The 16,619-nt window shown below is 60.6% G+C and carries 14 protein-coding genes and 1 pseudogene; 4 read left to right on the top strand and 11 right to left on the bottom strand.

Annotated elements, in window-relative coordinates; translation table 11 throughout:
• Window positions 1–3: 3 nt before the first annotated feature.
• The 10 genes from arcD to rfbB all read right to left on the bottom strand — a co-directional run bounded on the left by arcD (window position 4) and on the right by rfbB (window position 12,253).
• Window positions 4–1,431: an arginine-ornithine antiporter gene (arcD, locus tag Q8K09_RS10035; RefSeq protein ID WP_305254825.1), complete on the bottom strand. Its 1,428-nt coding sequence runs from the start codon at window positions 1,429–1,431 to the stop codon at window positions 4–6.
• A gap of 520 nt (window positions 1,432–1,951) precedes the next feature.
• Entirely contained in the window at window positions 1,952–3,235 is a 1,284-nt protein-coding gene (dctM, locus tag Q8K09_RS10040) for a C4-dicarboxylate TRAP transporter large permease protein DctM (RefSeq protein WP_305254826.1), read from the bottom strand.
• A complete protein-coding gene (locus Q8K09_RS10045; RefSeq protein ID WP_305254827.1) occupies window positions 3,232–3,861 on the bottom strand; it encodes a TRAP transporter small permease in 630 nt (209 codons plus the stop codon). The genes dctM and Q8K09_RS10045 overlap by 4 nt, the downstream gene beginning before the upstream one ends.
• A 131-nt stretch (window positions 3,862–3,992) precedes the next feature.
• Window positions 3,993–4,982: a C4-dicarboxylate TRAP substrate-binding protein DctP gene (gene dctP, locus Q8K09_RS10050; RefSeq protein WP_305254828.1), complete on the bottom strand. Its 990-nt coding sequence runs from the start codon at window positions 4,980–4,982 to the stop codon at window positions 3,993–3,995.
• Window positions 4,983–5,319: 337 nt separating this feature from the next.
• Window positions 5,320–6,717, bottom strand: coding sequence for a sigma-54 dependent transcriptional regulator (locus Q8K09_RS10055; protein WP_305254829.1), 1,398 nt, complete (start codon window positions 6,715–6,717; stop codon window positions 5,320–5,322).
• Window positions 6,714–8,528: an ATP-binding protein gene (locus Q8K09_RS10060; RefSeq protein ID WP_305254830.1), complete on the bottom strand. Its 1,815-nt coding sequence runs from the start codon at window positions 8,526–8,528 to the stop codon at window positions 6,714–6,716. Before Q8K09_RS10060 ends, Q8K09_RS10055 begins: the two co-directional genes overlap by 4 nt.
• Before the next feature lie 359 nt (window positions 8,529–8,887).
• Window positions 8,888–9,778 carry a dTDP-4-dehydrorhamnose reductase gene (rfbD, locus tag Q8K09_RS10065; protein WP_305254831.1) on the bottom strand — a complete coding sequence of 297 codons (891 nt, stop codon included), beginning with the start codon at window positions 9,776–9,778 and terminating at the stop codon, window positions 8,888–8,890.
• The gene (gene rfbC / locus Q8K09_RS10070) at window positions 9,775–10,320 is read right to left on the bottom strand and encodes a dTDP-4-dehydrorhamnose 3,5-epimerase (RefSeq protein WP_305254832.1); all 546 of its coding nucleotides are present in this window, start codon (window positions 10,318–10,320) and stop codon (window positions 9,775–9,777) included. The genes rfbD and rfbC overlap by 4 nt, the downstream gene beginning before the upstream one ends.
• A complete protein-coding gene (gene rfbA / locus Q8K09_RS10075; RefSeq protein ID WP_305254833.1) occupies window positions 10,317–11,189 on the bottom strand; it encodes a glucose-1-phosphate thymidylyltransferase RfbA in 873 nt (290 codons plus the stop codon). The genes rfbC and rfbA overlap by 4 nt, the downstream gene beginning before the upstream one ends.
• Before the next feature lie 11 nt (window positions 11,190–11,200).
• A complete protein-coding gene (rfbB, locus tag Q8K09_RS10080) occupies window positions 11,201–12,253 on the bottom strand; it encodes a dTDP-glucose 4,6-dehydratase (protein WP_305254834.1) in 1,053 nt (350 codons plus the stop codon).
• 378 nt (window positions 12,254–12,631) lie between these two features.
• Here rfbB and Q8K09_RS10085 point away from each other — a divergent pair, with 378 nt between their 5' ends.
• The 3 genes from Q8K09_RS10085 to Q8K09_RS10095 all read left to right on the top strand — a co-directional run bounded on the left by Q8K09_RS10085 (window position 12,632) and on the right by Q8K09_RS10095 (window position 14,482).
• On the top strand, window positions 12,632–12,850 hold the full coding sequence (locus tag Q8K09_RS10085) for a hypothetical protein (RefSeq protein ID WP_305254835.1): 219 nt from the start codon (window positions 12,632–12,634) through the stop codon (window positions 12,848–12,850).
• Window positions 12,851–12,947: 97 nt separating this feature from the next.
• Window positions 12,948–13,244: a helix-turn-helix domain-containing protein gene (locus Q8K09_RS10090; protein ID WP_305254836.1), complete on the top strand. Its 297-nt coding sequence runs from the start codon at window positions 12,948–12,950 to the stop codon at window positions 13,242–13,244.
• Window positions 13,241–14,482, top strand: coding sequence for a type II toxin-antitoxin system HipA family toxin (locus Q8K09_RS10095; protein WP_305254837.1), 1,242 nt, complete (start codon window positions 13,241–13,243; stop codon window positions 14,480–14,482). The genes Q8K09_RS10090 and Q8K09_RS10095 overlap by 4 nt, the downstream gene beginning before the upstream one ends.
• Window positions 14,483–15,213: 731 nt before the next feature.
• Here the strand turns inward: Q8K09_RS10095 and Q8K09_RS10100 are convergent.
• A complete protein-coding gene (locus Q8K09_RS10100) occupies window positions 15,214–16,098 on the bottom strand; it encodes a hypothetical protein (RefSeq protein ID WP_305254838.1) in 885 nt (294 codons plus the stop codon).
• Between the two features lie 356 nt (window positions 16,099–16,454).
• On the opposite strand from Q8K09_RS10100, the pseudogene Q8K09_RS10105 reads away from it, so the two are divergent.
• Window positions 16,455–16,619 (top strand): annotated as a pseudogene (locus tag Q8K09_RS10105) (IS5/IS1182 family transposase); the annotation flags it as partial.

Consider the following 16,619-nt stretch of genomic DNA (forward strand, 5'->3'; position numbering starts at 1 on the left):
CTCTTAGAGGCTGAGGAAACCGGCGTAGAGGCCATAGGCGGCGATGCCGGCACCGACCAGTACGCCGAGAAATATCAGTCTTTCCAGGGTGGTGAACACCGGCTGGCCCTGCTCGCGCTTGGCCTTGGCGAACAGAATGGCGCCCGGCGCATAGAGCAGCGCCGACAACAGCACGTACTGCAGGCCGCCAGCGTAGACCAGCCAGACGGCATAGATCAGCGCGATCAGGCCGATCAGCAGATCCTTTTTGCGCTCGCCGGGGGCGCCTTCATAGGTTTCGCCGCGTATCGCCAGCAGCACGGCGTAGGCCGCCGACCAGAAATACGGCAAGAGGATCATCGAGGTCGCCAGGTACAGCAGGCTCAGGTACGTGGCCTGGTTGAACAGGGTGACGATCAGGAACAGCTGGATCAGACCGTTGGACAGCCACAGGGCGTTGGCCGGAACGTGCTTGGCGTTTTCCTGCTTGAGAAAGCTGGGCATGGTGTGATCACGGGCACCGACGAACAGGATCTCCGCGCAGAGCAGGGTCCAGGCCAGCAGGGCCCCGGTCAGCGAGACGATCAGGCCGATGCTGATCAGTACTGCGCCCCAATGGCCGACCACGTGTTCCAGCACGCCGGCCATGGACGGGTTCTGCAGCCCGGCCAGCTCGGCCTGGCTCATGATGCCCATCGACAGCACGTTGACCATGACCAGCAGCAACAGTACGCCGACGAAGCCGATCACGGTGGCCTTGCCGACGTCCGCTCTGTTGCCGGCGCGCGCCGAATAGACGCTGGCGCCCTCGATGCCGATGAACACCCAGACGGTGACCAGCATCATGTTGCGCACTTGGTCCATCACACTGCCCAGTTCTAGGTTGCCTGTACCCCAGAAGTCGGCGGTGAATACCTCCAGTTTGAAGGCGATGGCGGTGAAGACGATGAACAGCAGCAGCGGCACGATCTTGGCGATGGTGGTCACCAGGTTGATCAAGGCTGCTTCTCTGATGCCGCGCAGTACCAGGAAATGCACCGCCCATAACAGCAGTGAGGCGCAGGCGATGGCGGCCGGGGTGTTGCCCTCGCCAAACACCGGGAAGAAGTAGCCGAGGGTGCTGAACAGCAGGACGAAGTAGCTGACGTTGCCGATCCAGGCGCTGATCCAGTAGCCCCAGGCCGAGGAGAAGCCCATATAGTCGCCAAAGCCGGCTTTGGCGTAGGCGTAGACCCCGGCGTCGAGTTCGGGCTTGCGGTTGGCCAGGCTCTGGAACACGAAGGCCAGGGTCAGCATACCCACCGCCGTGATCGCCCAGCCAATCAGGATTGCCCCGGCCCCGGCACTGGCCGCCATGTTCTGTGGCAGGGAAAAGATTCCGCCGCCAACCATCGAACCTACCACCAGCGCGACCAGTGCGGCCAAGCGCAGTTTTGCGGGAGCCTGTGACATGCGGAATCTCCTTGAGGGCATGACGAATGTCATTGAGTCACGTGAGGCGCTTGGCGGTGCTGATCTGGGTCAAGAATGAGAAGGCTTCTCAGCCACTGGTCGGTATTGGCCTGACGCTATGGGCGGTTGGGGCACACCACAGGACGTCGCGCTCGCCGATTGTGCCTGCGCCCGTTTCCAGTCCCAGGCGTGGTGCACGCGGCATGGGGCACACCTCGCAGGCTACCCTTTGAATGCGCCAGTCAACTAACGGCGAAAAAGCAAAAAAAGCTATGTACCCGTTATGTGTTGCATGCAGCAATGCCCTGTAGGAGCCAGCTTGCTGGCGATGCTGTTGCATGGGCTTGCTGGCCCGGATCGCCAGCAAGCTGGCTTCTACAGACGCGTCTGCCTTTTTACTGGTCATCTCTCCTGAGGTGCTGTCAGCGCAAGTCGTGCAACATGCAACTGGTACATAGCCAAAAAAAAGCCCGGCACAGAGGCCGGGCGAAGGTACATGGTGTATGTCACATGACCGCGATCAGTTCATACCCAGCCAGTTTGGCAGGGCCAGGGACACGGCCGGCACGTAGGTGATGATCATCAGGAAGCCGAGCAGCAGCATCAGCCACGGCCAGGCGGCCTTGACCACCGCCGTTAGCGGCATGCCGGTGACCGCCGAGGTGACGAACAGGTTTAGCCCCACCGGTGGCGTGATCAATCCGATCTCCATGTTCACCACCATGATGATGCCCAGGTGGATGGGGTCGATGCCCAGTTGCATGGCGATCGGGAACAGGATCGGTGCGAGGATCAGGATGATTGCCGACGGCTCCATAAAGGCGCCGGCGATCAGCAGGACGATGTTCACCACCAGCAGGAACTGCCACGGCTGCAGGCCCATGTCCACTACCCAGGCGGTGATCGTTTGCGGGATCTGCTCGGTGGTCAGCACGTGGGCGAAGAGCATGGCGTTGGCGATGATGAACATCAGCATGATGGTCAGCTTGCCGGACTCCAGCAGCACCTTGGGGCACTCGCGTACGGTCATGTCCTTGTACACGAACAGGGCGACGAAGCCGGCGTAGACCGCGGCCACCGCAGCTGCTTCGGTCGGGGTGAACATGCCCGAGTAGATGCCGCCAAGGATGATCACCATCAACAGCAGGCCCCAGACCGCTTTGCGCGCGGTGGTCAGCAGTTGGCGCAGGCTAGCGCGCGGCATGGACGGCAGGTTCATCTTGCGGGCGACTATATAGATCGCCACCATCAGCGCCAGGCCAAGCATCAGACCCGGTATAACACCGGCCATGAACAGCTTGCCGACCGACTGTTCGGTCGCGGCGGCGTAGACCACCATGACGATCGACGGCGGGATCAGAATGCCCAGGGTACCGGCGTTGCAGACGATGCCGGCGCCGAATGCCTGTGGGTAGCCGGAACGGACCATGCCGGCGATGGCAATCGAGCCCACTGCCGCTACGGTCGCTGGCGAGGAGCCAGACAGCGCGGCGAACAGCATGCAGGCCATCACTGCGGAAATCGCCAGGCCGCCACGGATATGGCCGACGCATGCGTTGGCGAAATCAATCAGGCGCTGGGCCACGCCGCCGGTGGTCATGAAGGCGCCGGACAAGAGGAAGAACGGAATCGCCAGCAGGGTGTAGTGCTCGCTGGTTTCGAACAGCTTGATCGCCAGCGAACGCACCGAGTCCGGGCTGAACAGCATGATGGTCACCGAGCCTGCCAGACCGAGGGACGCGGCAATCGGCACACCAATAAACATCAGCGCGAACAATAGAAGAAAGAGGAACAGGATAGTCATTGCTTGGGCTCCTCGTGCGCGGACACTTTCATGGCATCGGCGGCCTCATCAGCCAAGCCGAGACCGGTCTGCTGGTTACGCACGATACGCACGAATATTTCCAGGAAACGGATAAACACCATGGTGTAGCCGAACGGCACGATCAGGGTGATATGCCACTGTTTGATGCCGTAATGGCCAAGGTCCTCGGCACCGATGTCAGCCGTAAACAGCGTGCTCATCCAGTCAAAACTGGCCACCGCGATCAGCCCGGCATAACCCAGGCAGCACAGGCAGGCGATCAGGCCGATGATGCGTTGCACCGGTTTGCGCGCCAGCTTGACCAGGGCGTCGACGCCGATGTGGCCGGCGGTGCGCACGCCATAGGCCAGGCCAAAGAAAATCAGCCAGGCGAACAGGGCCTTGGCCAGAGCAATACTCCATGTCATCGACTGGGCCATGTCGAGAATGTGGTCGCCAATGGCGAGCAGGGCCTCGTTACCACCGAAGTAGTCGCCCAGGTTGAAAAACAGGGTGTAGAAATTATTGAGGATTACGTAAACGAAGGTCACAAGCGTCATGGTCGCGAGCAGGAACGCAATAAAGCCTTCCTCGAAGTGATTCCAGACGCGCAGCAAGGCGTTCATCGATAACATCTCCAGTGTTGGGAGTGAAAGGCCAGGGCAATCAGGCTTGATTGCCCTGGCGCAAATGCCCGGTAGCGGGGCTTATTGCCGCCGCTGCCGATGGATCATGCCGCCATGCGGCTTGATCCACCTTACTGGTTGGCGGCGTCTGCAGCCTTGATCAGGTCGGCACCGATTTCGCCTTCGAACTTGGTCCATACCGGCTTCATGGCGTCGCGCCACATGCCGCGCTGCTCAGGAGTCAGGCTGATGATTTCGGTGGTCTTGGCGTCGAGGATGCGCTGCTTGTCACCCTCGTTCAGCTCGTCGGCCTGCTTGTTCACTTCGGCAGTCACTTCCACGATGATCTTGTCCAGCTCGCTGCGTACATCTTCCGGCAGGCTGTTCCAGAACTTGGTGTTGGTGATCAGCATGTAGTCCAGTACACCGTGGTTGGATTCGGTGATGAACTTCTGCACTTCATGCATCTTCTGGCTGTAAATGTTCGAGTAGGGGTTCTCGGCACCATTCACTACGCCAGTCTGCAGGCCCTGATAGACCTCGGCGAAGCTCATCTTGCGCGGGTTGGCGCGCACCACCTTGAACTGCTCTTCCAGTACGGCGGATGCCTGCACACGGAACTTCAGGCCGCGGGCGTCTTTCGGTTCACGCAGCGCCTTGTTGGCCGACAGCTGCTTGAGACCGTTGTGCCAGTAGCCGAGGCCAGTGATGTTTTTGTCTTCCATGGAGGTGAGCAGAGCCTGACCTTCAGGGCTTTGCTGGAAGCGGTCAACGGCGGCCATGTCCTGGAACATGAACGGCAGATCGAAGACCTGGATCTGCTTGGTGTATTGCTCGAACTTGGCCAGGGACGGCGCGATCAGTTGCACGTCACCGAGCAACAGCGCTTCCATTTCCTTGCCGTCGCCGAACAGCGAGGAGTTGGCGTAGACCTCGACTTTAACCTTGTCACCCAGGCGCTCTTCGGCCAGTTGTTTGAACAGCAGTGCACCTTGCCCCTTGGGGGTGTGCTCAGCGACGACGTGGGAGAATTTGATCACGATCGGATCGGCCGCTTGGGCCATGCCGGCGATGCTCAGCGACAGGGCGCAAGCGAGCGCCTTGGCAGTCAGTTTGAACATGGAATGCTTCCTCTTGTTTTGATTATCGCGTCAAGCGCCGCAGCGCAGAAAACGGGCGAACAAGAGCAAGTCTAGGCGGCCTGCCGAAAAACGACGGACGCTGGGCAGCGATTGCCTGGACTTGTGCTTGTTGGATCGCCTGCTGGGACTAGAGCAACCGTCATGCCAGACTGCCGGCCAGCGCCGCATATCGCCGCGAAAAAAGTGGCAGAAACCACCGGCACCTTGCCGGTACAGGGTTTTGCCGGTGCTCGATGGGCGCAGGGTTGGGCTTTTAGGTGCGGCGCCTGCCAGCGATGACGGGGTGGGGTAGTAGAGGGTGGCGGGAACCCGCCACTCAGTCGAAATCATCTGGCGAGCTTCCGCCAGCGTCGGCGACGCTCAGGCCATGCTTGCGTAACTTGTCGTGCAGGGTTTTGCGCGGTACGCCGAGGGCTTCGGCCAGGCTGCGCAGCGAGCCGTGGGCACGACTGAGTTCGGCGGCGATCATGGCGCGCTCGAACGCTTCGACCTGCTCGCTGAGGTTGCCGCCTGGCGGTACGCCATTCGCAGTGCTGTCCAGATTCAGCTCCATGCCGAGATCCAGGCCCAGGTCGAGACCGATGGCGAAGCGTTCCGCAGCATTCTGCAGTTCGCGCACGTTACCCGGCCAGGGATGCCGCAGGAGCATGGCGCGCTGCCCCGGCTGCAGTTCGCGCGCGGCCAGGCCATGGCGGACGCTGGCACCATCGGCGAAGTGCTGGAACAGCAGCAGGCAGTCCTCACCACGCTCGCGCAGCGGTGGGATGCGCAGCGCAGCGACGTTCAGGCGGTAATACAGGTCGGCGCGGAAGCGGCCTTGGTCGGCGGCCTGACGCAGGCCTTCCTTGGTCGCGGCGATCACCCGGATGTCCAGCGGGATCAACTGGTTGCCGCCGAGGCGCTCGACCACCCGCTCCTGTAGCAGGCGCAGTAGCTTGACCTGCACCTCCAGGCTCATGCTCTCGATTTCATCGAGGAACAGGGTGCCGCCGTTGGCGAATTCGAACTTGCCGATCCGGCGTTTTTGCGCCCCGGTAAAGGCGCCCGGCTCGTGGCCGAACAGCTCGCTTTCCACCACTGACTCGGCCAGGGCGCCAGCGTTGATAGCAACGAAGGGGCCGTCACGGCGATTCGACAGGTCGTGCAGGGCACGGGCGACGACCTCCTTGCCGGCCCCGGTCTCACCGAGGATCAACACGTCGGCACTGATGTTGGCCAGCGCACCGATCTGCTCGCGCAGGCGCGCCATGGCGGGCGATTGGCCGACCAGGCGCGCACTCAACTGCTGACGGTCGGCCAGGGCCAGGCGCAGGCTGCGGTTGTCCAGCACCAGGCGGCGCAGGGCGAGCGCGCGGCGTACGCTGTCGAGCAGGTCGTCGCTGGCGAAGGGTTTCTCGAGAAAATCATAGGCGCCAGCGCGCATCGCCTGCACGGCCAGCGGTACATCGCCATGACCAGTGATCAGCAGCACCGGCAGGTCTGGATCCTGTTCGTGCAGCTGTTCGAGCAGTTGCATGCCATCGATGCCGGGCATACGAATGTCGCTGACCACCACGCCCGCCCAGTCACGCGAGATACGCGCGGCGACGCCGTGGGCGTCAGCCAGGCTGACGACCTTGAGGCCAGCCAGATCGAGGGTCTGGCTCAGGGCCTGACGCAGGTGGGAGTCGTCGTCGATCAGCAGCACCTGGGTGCTTGGGTCGAGGGTGGTCATACGCAATAATCCTCGGGCGACTGGGTTTTAACGCCATGTTCGGCGGCACGCATGCGCAGGGTCAACAGGGCGCCGCCGTCGGGGTGGTTGGCCAGCAGCAGTTCACCGCCGAGGGCGCGCATCAGGCTATCGCAAATCGCCAGGCCCAGGCCCAGGCCTTGGGCGCTGGTCTTGGTGGTGAAAAAGGGTTCGCGGGCGCGTTGCAGGGCTTCGGCGCTGAAGCCGGGACCGTTATCGCGCAGGTGCAAGTCGACTCCCTCGGCGCTGTGTTCGGCACTCAGCCAGATGCGTCGCGGCGGGGCTTTTTCGCCCAAGGCGTCGAGGGCATTGGCCAGCAGGTTGCCGAGCACCTGGCGCAGACGGGTTTCACCAGCCTGAACCCAGAGAGTGGCATCCGGCAGGTCGCGAATCAGTTCGACCTCCATCGACCTGCGCCGTTTGGCCAGCAGCGCCAAGGCGTCGTCGATGGCCGGTTGCAGGGCTACGCTTTCCGGGGCATGGCGGTCGCGGCGGGCGAAGGCGCGCAGGTGGGAAATGATCGAAGCCATGCGTTCGGTCATCTGGCTTATTAGCTTGAGATTGGCCCGGGCGTCTTCGTTGCGCTGGTGGTCGAGTAGCACGCAGGCGTTGTCGGCATAGCTGCGAATCGCCGCCAGTGGCTGGTTGAGTTCGTGGCTGATGCTCGCGCTCATGGTGCCCAGGGCACTGAGTTTACTGGCTTGAACCAGTTCATCCTGGGCTTGGACCAGTTCCTGCTGGGCGTGCTCGCGCTCCAGCACCTCCTGTTTCAGGCGGCTGTTGAGCAGCTCCAGGTCCTGGGTGCGCTCCAGTACCCTTAGTTCAAGCTGCTGGCGGGCGCGAGCATCCAGGGCAATCCGTTCGAGGTAGTGGCGGCGGCGCTGGATCAGCAGACCGAGCAGCAAGAGCAGCATCAACAGCGCTGCGCCACCGGATGCGACAGCCGTGCGCACGGGGCGATCGAGCAGCACGCGCGGCGCCAGAATGCTCACTGTCCAGCCGATATCCTCGAGGTTGCGGCCTTGTCGGAGCCAGGCATTGGGTTCGAGGGTCAGGGGCGGTGGCGATTGGATGCGGTAGGGCTGAGTGTCGGTTATTGCCGCGCGTTCGGCATTGTCCAATACGCGTGTCGCATGGAAGCGCCAGTCGGCCTGGGAGGTGAGGATCACCACGCCGTAGTTATCGGTAACCAGCAGCTGCTCCGGGCGATTGCCCCACAAAGTCTCGGTATGGTCGAGGTCGACCTTGACCACCAGCACGCCCAAGGTCTGCATGCCGTCGCGCACTGCCGCGGCGAAGAAGTAGCCGCGCTTGCCGGAGGTGGTGCCGAGGCCGAAGAAGCGCCCGGGGCGGCCCTGCATGGCGTCGCGGAAATAAGGACGGTAGGAGAAGTTGCGCGCGACAAAGCTGTCCTGTTGATTCCAGTTGGAGGCGGCCAGGGTCTTGCCGTCCGGCGCCATGAGGTAGATCACGTCGGCCCCGGTCTGCTGCTGCAGGTCGGCGAGCAGATGATTTGCCTGGTCGCGCAGTTGCTCGTCGGTGCTGTGTTGCAGCAGTTGGCGCAGGGTCGGCAGCTGCCCGAGGATCGGTGGCAGCACCTCATACCGGTTGAGGGTGCCGAGCAGGTTGGCGACATAGAGGTCGAGAGTTTGCCGATTCTGCTCGCTCAGCATGCTGCTGTAATAGCGCTCGGCCAGCTGTTGCAGTGGCCAAAGCAGCGGCGTCAGCAGCAGGGCCAGCAGCACCAGGCTGCGCCAGCGCAGACGTTTGGGCGTGCGGATAGTTGTGGTCATGGAGTCAGGCGCCAATGTGTCGCGGATAGTATGCATCTTCGAGCTTTAGCAAGGGATGTGCCAGTAGCGCTTGGCGGGGAGGCTGTCCGAGAATGGCTGGCGACTGTAAATAGTCGGCTGGGCCGCGCCGCGTAGGCCCCGCCGCGCCCAATCATGTGCCGCCAGCCTACCGCGATCAGGCATAGGGGGTGATGCTTCTGATGGTCAGACTGGCGCGTCGCAGTAGATCCTATGTTCATGCGCAAGCTTCGCAGGACGTAGGAGCGAGGGGGCGCCTAGTTCCATGCCCGCGATGCTGTTTGCAGGTATGCCCTACCGCGGCCATGGGATCTCCTATAACGCACGGGCGCTTATTCAGGCTACGGCGTGATGTGCTCTGCGCTGTGCTGGCTGTCCAAGCATTCAAGCAGGGCGCTGTGCCAGTCGCTCAGTTGAACATGCCAATCGTGTTGCAGGCGTGTGCAGTCGAGCCGCGAATTGAGCGGACGCTGTGCGGGCGTGGGGTACGCACTGGTGGGTATGGGCTGCAAGGTCGCGGTCGCTTTACCCTGCGCGCGCAATTGCTCGGCGATCGCGCTGGCAAAGCCGAACCAGGAGGTTTCACCCCGGGCGGTCAGGTGGTAGAGGCCCCAGGGGCCTGCTTGGCCATGGCGCCAATGCTCGACAATCTGGCGGGTGGCCTCGGCGATGCTGCCGGCCCAGGTCGGTGCGCCGATCTGGTCGGCCACCACATTCAGGCTGTCGCGTTCCTGCAGCAGGCGTTGCATGGTCAGCAAAAAATTCTTGCCGTGCAGCGAGTAGACCCAACTGGTGCGCAGGATCAAATGCGCGCCGCCAACCGCCTGGATTGCCTGCTCCCCGGCCAGCTTGCTGCGGCCGTAGACCCCGAGCGGGTTGGGCGCGTCGTCCTCGACATAGGGCGCTTTTTTTCTGCCGTCGAACACGTAGTCGGTGGAGTAGTGGATCAGCGGCGCACCCAGCGCCGCGGCTTCTTCGGCGAGAATGCCGGGCGCCGTGGCGTTGATGGCGAAGGCCAGTTGCTCTTCACTTTCGGCCTGATCGACCGCGGTGTGCGCCGCGGCGTTGATGATCAGGTCGGGACGCAAGGCGCGCACCTGCACGCGAATCTGCTCTGGCTGGCTCAGGTCTAACTGAGCGCGGCCGCACACGATCAGCTCGCCTTGCTCGCGCAGGCTTGATTGCAGCTCACGACCGACCTGGCCGTGCTCGCCGAGCAACAGGATCTTCATGGGAAAACCTGCGCATCGGCGAAGCTGATACCGGCCTGATCCTTGACTGATAGCTGCGGCGCACCATCCAGCGGCCAGTCGATGGCCAGGTTCGGGTCGTCCCAGCGGATGCAACGCTCATGGGCCGGCGCGTAGTAGTCGGTGGTCTTGTAGAGGAATTCGGCGTATTCGCTGAGTACCAGAAAACCGTGAGCGAAGCCTTCCGGCACCCACAGTTGGCGTTTGTTTTCGGCTGACAGGTGCACGCCGGCCCACTGGCCAAAGGTCGGCGAGCTGCGGCGCAGGTCCACGCTGACGTCGAACACTTCGCCGACGACGACCCGCACCAACTTGCCCTGGGGTTGCTGCAGCTGGTAGTGCAAGCCGCGCAGCACGCCGCGTTGCGAGCGTGAATGGTTGTCCTGGACGAACGCGCAGGTGCGGCCGGTCGCCTGCTCGAAGGCGCGCGCGTTGAAGCTCTCGTAGAAGAAGCCGCGTTCGTCGCCGAATACCCTGGGCTCGAGGATCAGCACGCCCGGCAGTTCGCTGGCAATCGCCTTCATGGGTGCTCTTGCGCCAGCTTGGACAGGTACTGGCCATAGTCGGTCTTGCCGAAGGTCCGCGCCTGGCTCAGCAACTGTTCGCGGTCGATCCAGCCATTGTGGTAAGCGATCTCCTCGAGGCAGGCGATCTTCAAACCCTGGCGATGCTCGATGGTCTGCACGTATTGCGAGGCTTCCAGCAGGCTGTCGTGGGTGCCGGTGTCGAGCCAGGCAAAGCCACGGCCGAAACGCTCGACATGCAAGTCGCCGCGCTCGAGGTAGGTGTTGTTAATGTCGGTGATCTCCAGTTCGCCGCGGGGCGAGGGTTTGACTGCCTTGGCGATCTCGATCACGTCGTTGTCGTAGAAATACAGGCCGGTGACCGCGTAGCTGGATTTCGCTTTGGCTGGTTTTTCCTCGATGGAGATGGCCCGGCCGTTGGCATCGAACTCGACCACGCCGAAGCGCTCGGGGTCCTTGACCCAGTAGCCGAAAATCGTCGCCCCGCTGGGCTCGGCAGCGGCGCGCAGGAGTTTTTCGGTGAAGTGCTGGCCGTGAAAGATATTGTCGCCGAGGATCAGGCACACGGGGTCGCTGCCGATGAACGACTCGCCGATCAGAAAGGCCTGGGCCAGACCTTCCGGTGCCGGCTGTTCGGCGTAGACGAAACGCACGCCGAACTGGCTGCCGTCACCGAGCATCTTCTGAAAATTAGGCAGATCCACGGGCGTGGAGATAATCAGAATTTCGCGGATCCCGGCGAGCATCAGCACCGAGATCGGGTAGTAGATCATCGGCTTGTCGTAGATCGGCAGCAGCTGCTTCGACACCCCGAGGGTGATCGGGTGCAGGCGGCTGCCAGAGCCGCCAGCGAGAATTATTCCTTTCATCGTCCTGCTCCTTAACGTGCGCCAAGGCGTTCGCGTTGGTAACTGCCGTCCTGCACGCGGCGACACCAGTCGAGGTTATCCAGGTACCACAACACCGTTTTGAGCAGGCCGCTGTCGAAGGTTTCAGTTGGTTTCCAGCCCAGCTCGCGTTCGATCTTGCTGGCGTCGATGGCGTAGCGCAGGTCATGGCCAGGGCGATCGGTAACAAAGCTGATTTGTTCCTTATAAAAGCCCTTGGCGCGCGGCTGCAATTCATCGAGCAGGGCGCAGATGCTCTCCACTACATGCAGGTTGGTCTGCTCGCTATGCCCGCCAATGTTGTAGGTCTCGCCCACCCGGCCCTCGCTCACCACCTTGAGCAGGGCGCGGGCATGGTCCTCGACATACAACCAGTCACGCACCTGCTGGCCGTTGCCGTACACCGGCAGAGGCTTGCCATCCAGAGCGTTGAGGATCACCAGCGGGATCAGTTTTTCCGGGAAGTGATAGGGGCCGTAGTTGTTCGAGCAATTGGTCAGCATAACCGGCAGGCCATAGGTCCGCTGCCAGGCGCGCACCAGATGGTCGGAGGCCGCCTTGCTCGCCGAGTAGGGTGAGCTGGGCGCATAGGGCGTGCTCTCGGTGAACAGATCGTCAACGCCATGCAGATCGCCATACACCTCGTCGGTGGAAATATGGTGGAAGCGAAAGGCCTGCCTGCGTGCCTCATCCAGCTGCAGCCAATAGGCGCGGGTGGCCTCCAACAAGGCATAGGTGCCGACGATATTGGTCTGGATAAAGGCTGCCGGGCCATCGATGGAGCGATCCACATGGGACTCGGCCGCCAGGTGCATGATCGCGTCTGGCTGGAACTCGGCCAGGGCTTGGCCGACCACCGCGCTGTCGCCGATATCGGCCTGCAGGAACTGGTAGCGTGGATTGTCCGCGACACGGGCCAGCGACTCGAGATTGCCGGCGTAGGTCAGTTTGTCCAGGTTTAGCACCTGGTGCTGGGTGTCGTTGAGCAGGTGGCGAATCAGCGCCGAGCCGATAAAACCGGCGCCGCCAGTGACCAGAATACGCATTTAATGGGTGCCTTCTTCGACATGCGCTGAGCATCCGACTTAGCTTGTCGGCTGAATGCCGCTGCCGCAAGCACTGGATGCCGCTTGGTGCGCGCCGCGGCAACGGCGCCGGCCTGCAGCGAAGCAGGTTTTGCCGATATGCGTATCGTCGCCATGCGCCAGAAACAAAAAAGGCCTACCTTGCGGTGAGCCTAAATCGTTGTTTCGTATGGTGCGGCATCAGGAGTCGAATCTATAGGTAACGTATTGACCTAAATAGGTTATTTCTATTGAGAGAAGAGCCTGCTGCGTATCGCGGAGGACTACCCGCGTCCGTCGGTGCATGACTTGCGCCGTAGCGCGACCACGCACATGTCCCGACAGGGGTTAGGTAAGGATGTGCGCAGTCGCATCCTCAACCACAAAGATCTGTCGGTGGATGCGGTCTACGACCGTTATGCCTATTTCGATGAGAAGGCTGTGGCGCTCAGCGAGTGGCATGGCTTTTTGAGCGGGTTGTTGCGCCGTGAGTTCGGCGATGAAGATTGGGTGGCATTCTACGGGCGTCGGATGGAGGCGGTCACGCCAGATGATCCTGATGATCCTGATGATGACTAAATTTCATAAATGAGCCTTTATTGTTGTTTTTTGAATTTAATGGTCTAAATTTGGGCTATTATTTTTATATAAAGATCTGGCCAGTAAGGCGTTTTTGATGGCACTCACCCACACACTTTTCTCTCCAAGCGAACTGGCCCAGCAGGTCGGTGAGAACGCGCGCGCGCTGCGTTTAGCGCAGAACCTTTCGCGCAAGACGTTGGCCGAAAGGGCCGGGGTTTCAGAATCGACCATAAAGCGTTTTGAAACGACTGGGCAAATCACCCTGGATGCGTTGGTGTTGTTGGCTTCTGCCTTAGGCGTGGCGCAGCAGTTGTCGGGGTTGTTCTCGCAGGCGCAGCCGGTCTCTCTGGATGAGCTCAAGCAAAGCGGACGAGTCCGAGGGCGCAAATGAACAACGTGACCTCAATCGAGGTGCTGCTCGCGGGCACCCGGGTTGGCGAGCTGGTGTCCGTGCCTCGGCGTGGGACGTTTTTTGCCTACGACGAGCAGTGGTTGGCGACGGGTTTCAACCTCTCACCATTGAATATGGAATTCAAATCATCCCCGCAGGCGGCACCTGATCCTCATCTGTTTGGCGGGTTGATGGGCGTGTTCGCCGACTCCCTGCCAGATGGGTGGGGCATGCTGCTGATGGATCGCTTCTTCCTGCGTGAGCGAGGTATTGATCGGCGCGCCATTACGACCCTGGATCGGCTAGCTTACATGGGCAACCGCGCCATGGGTGCCCTGGAATATCGGCCTGTTTTGGAAAAGGCCGAGGCCGACTCCTCGTTGGATCTTGAGCGGTTGTACCAGGCTGCGCTTGAGGTCTACGAGGGCGATACAGAAACGACGTTGGATGCCTTGCGATTGGCGGGTGGCTCGCCTGCGGGGGCTCGACCCAAGGTGGTCGTGGCGCTGTCGCAGGACAAGCAGCGGTGTGCGTCATCATTTAAAACACTGGCCGAGGGGCATGAGCACTGGTTGGTGAAGTTTCGCTCTCCCGAAGAGCATCGCGATACCGGTGCGATCGAGTATGCCTACGCACAAATGGCTCGGCGTGCCGGGGTCGAAATGGCAGAGTCCGCACTTCTGAATGTGCAGACCGAGAGCGGGGTAGAGCGCTTCTTTGCCGCGAAGCGTTTTGATCGTGATGGTGAGCGCAAGATCCACATGCTGACGGCATGCGGCATCCTTTACGCCGATCACCGTGCGCCTTCACTGGATTACGGCGACCTGCTGCGAGCAACCTGGGCCATCACCGGGCATGCTGGCGAAGTCGAGAACATGGCGCGTCTGATGGTTTTCAATGCACTTGCGCACAACCACGATGATCATTCTAAAAACTTCGCGTACCTGTTTGATCAAGGGCGTTGGGTGCTGGCTCCAGCCTATGACCTGACCTTTGCCCGCGTGCGTGGTATGGCTGATGAGCACACGACAGCCTTTGCCGGAGCAGGGCTGCCGACACGCAAGGCGCTGCGCAAGGTCTGTGAGTCCTTCAGCTTTTTAAAAGTGGATCAGTACATCGAGCAGGCGTTGGATGCGCTAGCGGGTTGGCGTGGGCTGTGTCGTGAACTTGACGTTGCTGAGCAGCAAGAGGCTGAGATACAGGTTGCATTGGAGCAAATCTGGGCACGACTTGGGTAGTGCTCTGCAATCCCCACTTTACGGCATCCTGGCAAGAAAGGCCTTTGCCATGAGTGACCTTCAAGATGATTTAAAAGGTGCCTGGGGAGATTGGGGTAGAAAGCGAATCCGTTACGGACGGGTTTGGCTGATGAGCATTTACAGGCGAACGGTAACTCGGTTGGCGCGTATTTTTCTACCCAACAAAGCGGGGGGTGGCAAATCCCTACCCCAAACCTACCCCAGGCCGAATTTCGGGCACAAAAAAGGGCTACGTTTTCACGTAACCCTTTGATTTGTATGGTGCCGGCACCAGGAACAAAACACAATGCCTTTAGCTCTCTTATTGAAATGGTTTTAGTTTGAATTTTTTACCAATGGGTACTCAAATAGGTACTTGATTAACTGCAGGTACCCCTCGTTTCGCCGCGCTCTAAAAAAATTATACAGTAATGGGGTTTTCTGTTGAAACTGAGGATCTTTACTGATGTTGAGTGCGCCGAAACGCAAGCAGCCCTGCAGATACTGATCGAGATGGAATGGGCGGGGCTCTTCAGTTTGCTCGAACTCTGCTAGCCGGAGGGTGACGGTGATCTTTCGGCTTACCCGTTGATGGCGATGCTGCGTGTTTCTATGCAATAGCGCTATGTTCGCTGGGTCGGACGCTGCCTTGGGCGAATGACCTGGGCCGAAAGCGAGCGTCAACATAGCCGCACCAGACTGGTCATGCCGCTGCAACTACGCAACGACCTTCACCAGGTATCCGCTATATCCTCATCATCCGTGGCAGAGCATGCCCATGTGATGTCTGCGACATCCAGAAGAGATAGGCCCAGCGCTTTGTTGTAGGGCGCTAGCTTTGCCCAGGCCTCTTCAATTTTCATGTAGTGAAGATGTTCGACGATCTCCAGCTCGCTACCCCTCTCATTGCACCTGACGATTGCATTTGCAAAGCCGTTCTGTCGGCTGTTGACCAGACAATAGGCTTGGCGATGTTCAGGTGCATGGCCTGTGATCGATTCAATGAACGTGTTGTAGAACGGCATTGAGGCCGCTCCGGTGAAATTTGTCGCTTTGCGGGATTCTGGATGCAGAGTGATCGACCAAACAGTGACCGTGAAGGCGTCTTGGCCCCGCGCATTGGCAAATGTCATCACGGTTGGAGTGTGATTGCTGCGGCCGTAATCGATCTCGTGAGGGCCAAACGCCACTTTGTGCTCTGTGACGCGCCCTAGTCCCGGCGCGAGTTCATAGGACCAATGCTGCAGTTTCACATCACCGACCGGGTCAGGCCTCGTGCAGCTGGACACGGTAAAACCTGTCGGATCCTGGGATTGGTTGACTAGGTGATCGCGCACCTTCTCGGGCAGTCGCCATGGAGCGTCGATGCCGCTGGTCATGAGCAGCTTGGGTGCTGCCGATGGAGCCTCGAGCAAGGCAATTGCCACATGGATTGTGTCGGATAGGCGATCGGGCAATATCGCGCATGCGATATTCCAGTCACGGAAGCCGAGCAGCTTGCTGAGCATTTCTCGCTGAGGTGCGAGCTTGCTGGGGCGGCCGATAGCCTTGGACGTGGAGTGGAGGATATGCGACAGCAGTTTTACATCGTGCGAAGAGAGCGCAAAAATGGACATACGAGGCACCTGAATAGCGATCCATGTGCATCTGGTCCCCCCGGTTACAGACACAAGATCGGACTGTTTTGGGGCCTTGCATGAGTTTGTCGCACCCCCGTGAAAACGGAGGAGTAGAAGGCATTTACCGTGCACTCGCGTGCGAAGGGGGAGGCTGGGGCTTCCGAAACCGACGATAGGTTATGTCCTCTTCGGTCTTGTTGCAATGGGCCAGAAAACATAACGCTCGGCGCAGGGCCTGTTGGCCGACTCCTGCTCCTCAGCACTGACCGCTATCGGCCGATTCTGTTGAAAAAGTAGCTCCCCTGCCTGGCCTGCGGCAAAGTCGCTTCATTGGCCGGAGGGGGATCACCAGCATGATGGGACAGTTATCGAGTGGGCAGGAGCGACTGTTTTACTCGTTCAACCTTGAAGATCACATCCCAGCCAATCACCTCCTGCGCAGCATTGATCAGTGCCTCGATCTGAGCGACCTGCGCCACCACCTCGCCGATTTCTATAGCCCAATTGGGCGTCCGTCG

Source organism: Pseudomonas sp. (assembly GCF_030683065.1).
Lineage (GTDB): Bacteria > Pseudomonadota > Gammaproteobacteria > Pseudomonadales > Pseudomonadaceae > Aquipseudomonas.

Excerpts from the sequence above, each read along its gene's own strand:
- arcD (WP_305254825.1), bottom strand. The coding sequence starts at position 1,431 with ATGTCACAGGCTCCCGCAAAACTGCGCTTGGCCGCACTGGTCGCGCTG.
- dctM (WP_305254826.1), bottom strand. The coding sequence starts at position 3,235 with ATGACTATCCTGTTCCTCTTTCTTCTATTGTTCGCGCTGATGTTTATT.
- Q8K09_RS10045 (WP_305254827.1), bottom strand. The coding sequence starts at position 3,861 with ATGAACGCCTTGCTGCGCGTCTGGAATCACTTCGAGGAAGGCTTTATT.
- dctP (WP_305254828.1), bottom strand. The coding sequence starts at position 4,982 with ATGTTCAAACTGACTGCCAAGGCGCTCGCTTGCGCCCTGTCGCTGAGC.
- Q8K09_RS10055 (WP_305254829.1), bottom strand. The coding sequence starts at position 6,717 with ATGACCACCCTCGACCCAAGCACCCAGGTGCTGCTGATCGACGACGAC.
- Q8K09_RS10060 (WP_305254830.1), bottom strand. The coding sequence starts at position 8,528 with ATGACCACAACTATCCGCACGCCCAAACGTCTGCGCTGGCGCAGCCTG.
- rfbD (WP_305254831.1), bottom strand. The coding sequence starts at position 9,778 with ATGAAGATCCTGTTGCTCGGCGAGCACGGCCAGGTCGGTCGTGAGCTG.
- rfbC (WP_305254832.1), bottom strand. The coding sequence starts at position 10,320 with ATGAAGGCGATTGCCAGCGAACTGCCGGGCGTGCTGATCCTCGAGCCC.
- rfbA (WP_305254833.1), bottom strand. The coding sequence starts at position 11,189 with ATGAAAGGAATAATTCTCGCTGGCGGCTCTGGCAGCCGCCTGCACCCG.
- rfbB (WP_305254834.1), bottom strand. The coding sequence starts at position 12,253 with ATGCGTATTCTGGTCACTGGCGGCGCCGGTTTTATCGGCTCGGCGCTG.
- Q8K09_RS10090 (WP_305254836.1), top strand. The coding sequence starts at position 12,948 with ATGGCACTCACCCACACACTTTTCTCTCCAAGCGAACTGGCCCAGCAG.
- Q8K09_RS10095 (WP_305254837.1), top strand. The coding sequence starts at position 13,241 with ATGAACAACGTGACCTCAATCGAGGTGCTGCTCGCGGGCACCCGGGTT.
- Q8K09_RS10100 (WP_305254838.1), bottom strand. The coding sequence starts at position 16,098 with ATGTCCATTTTTGCGCTCTCTTCGCACGATGTAAAACTGCTGTCGCAT.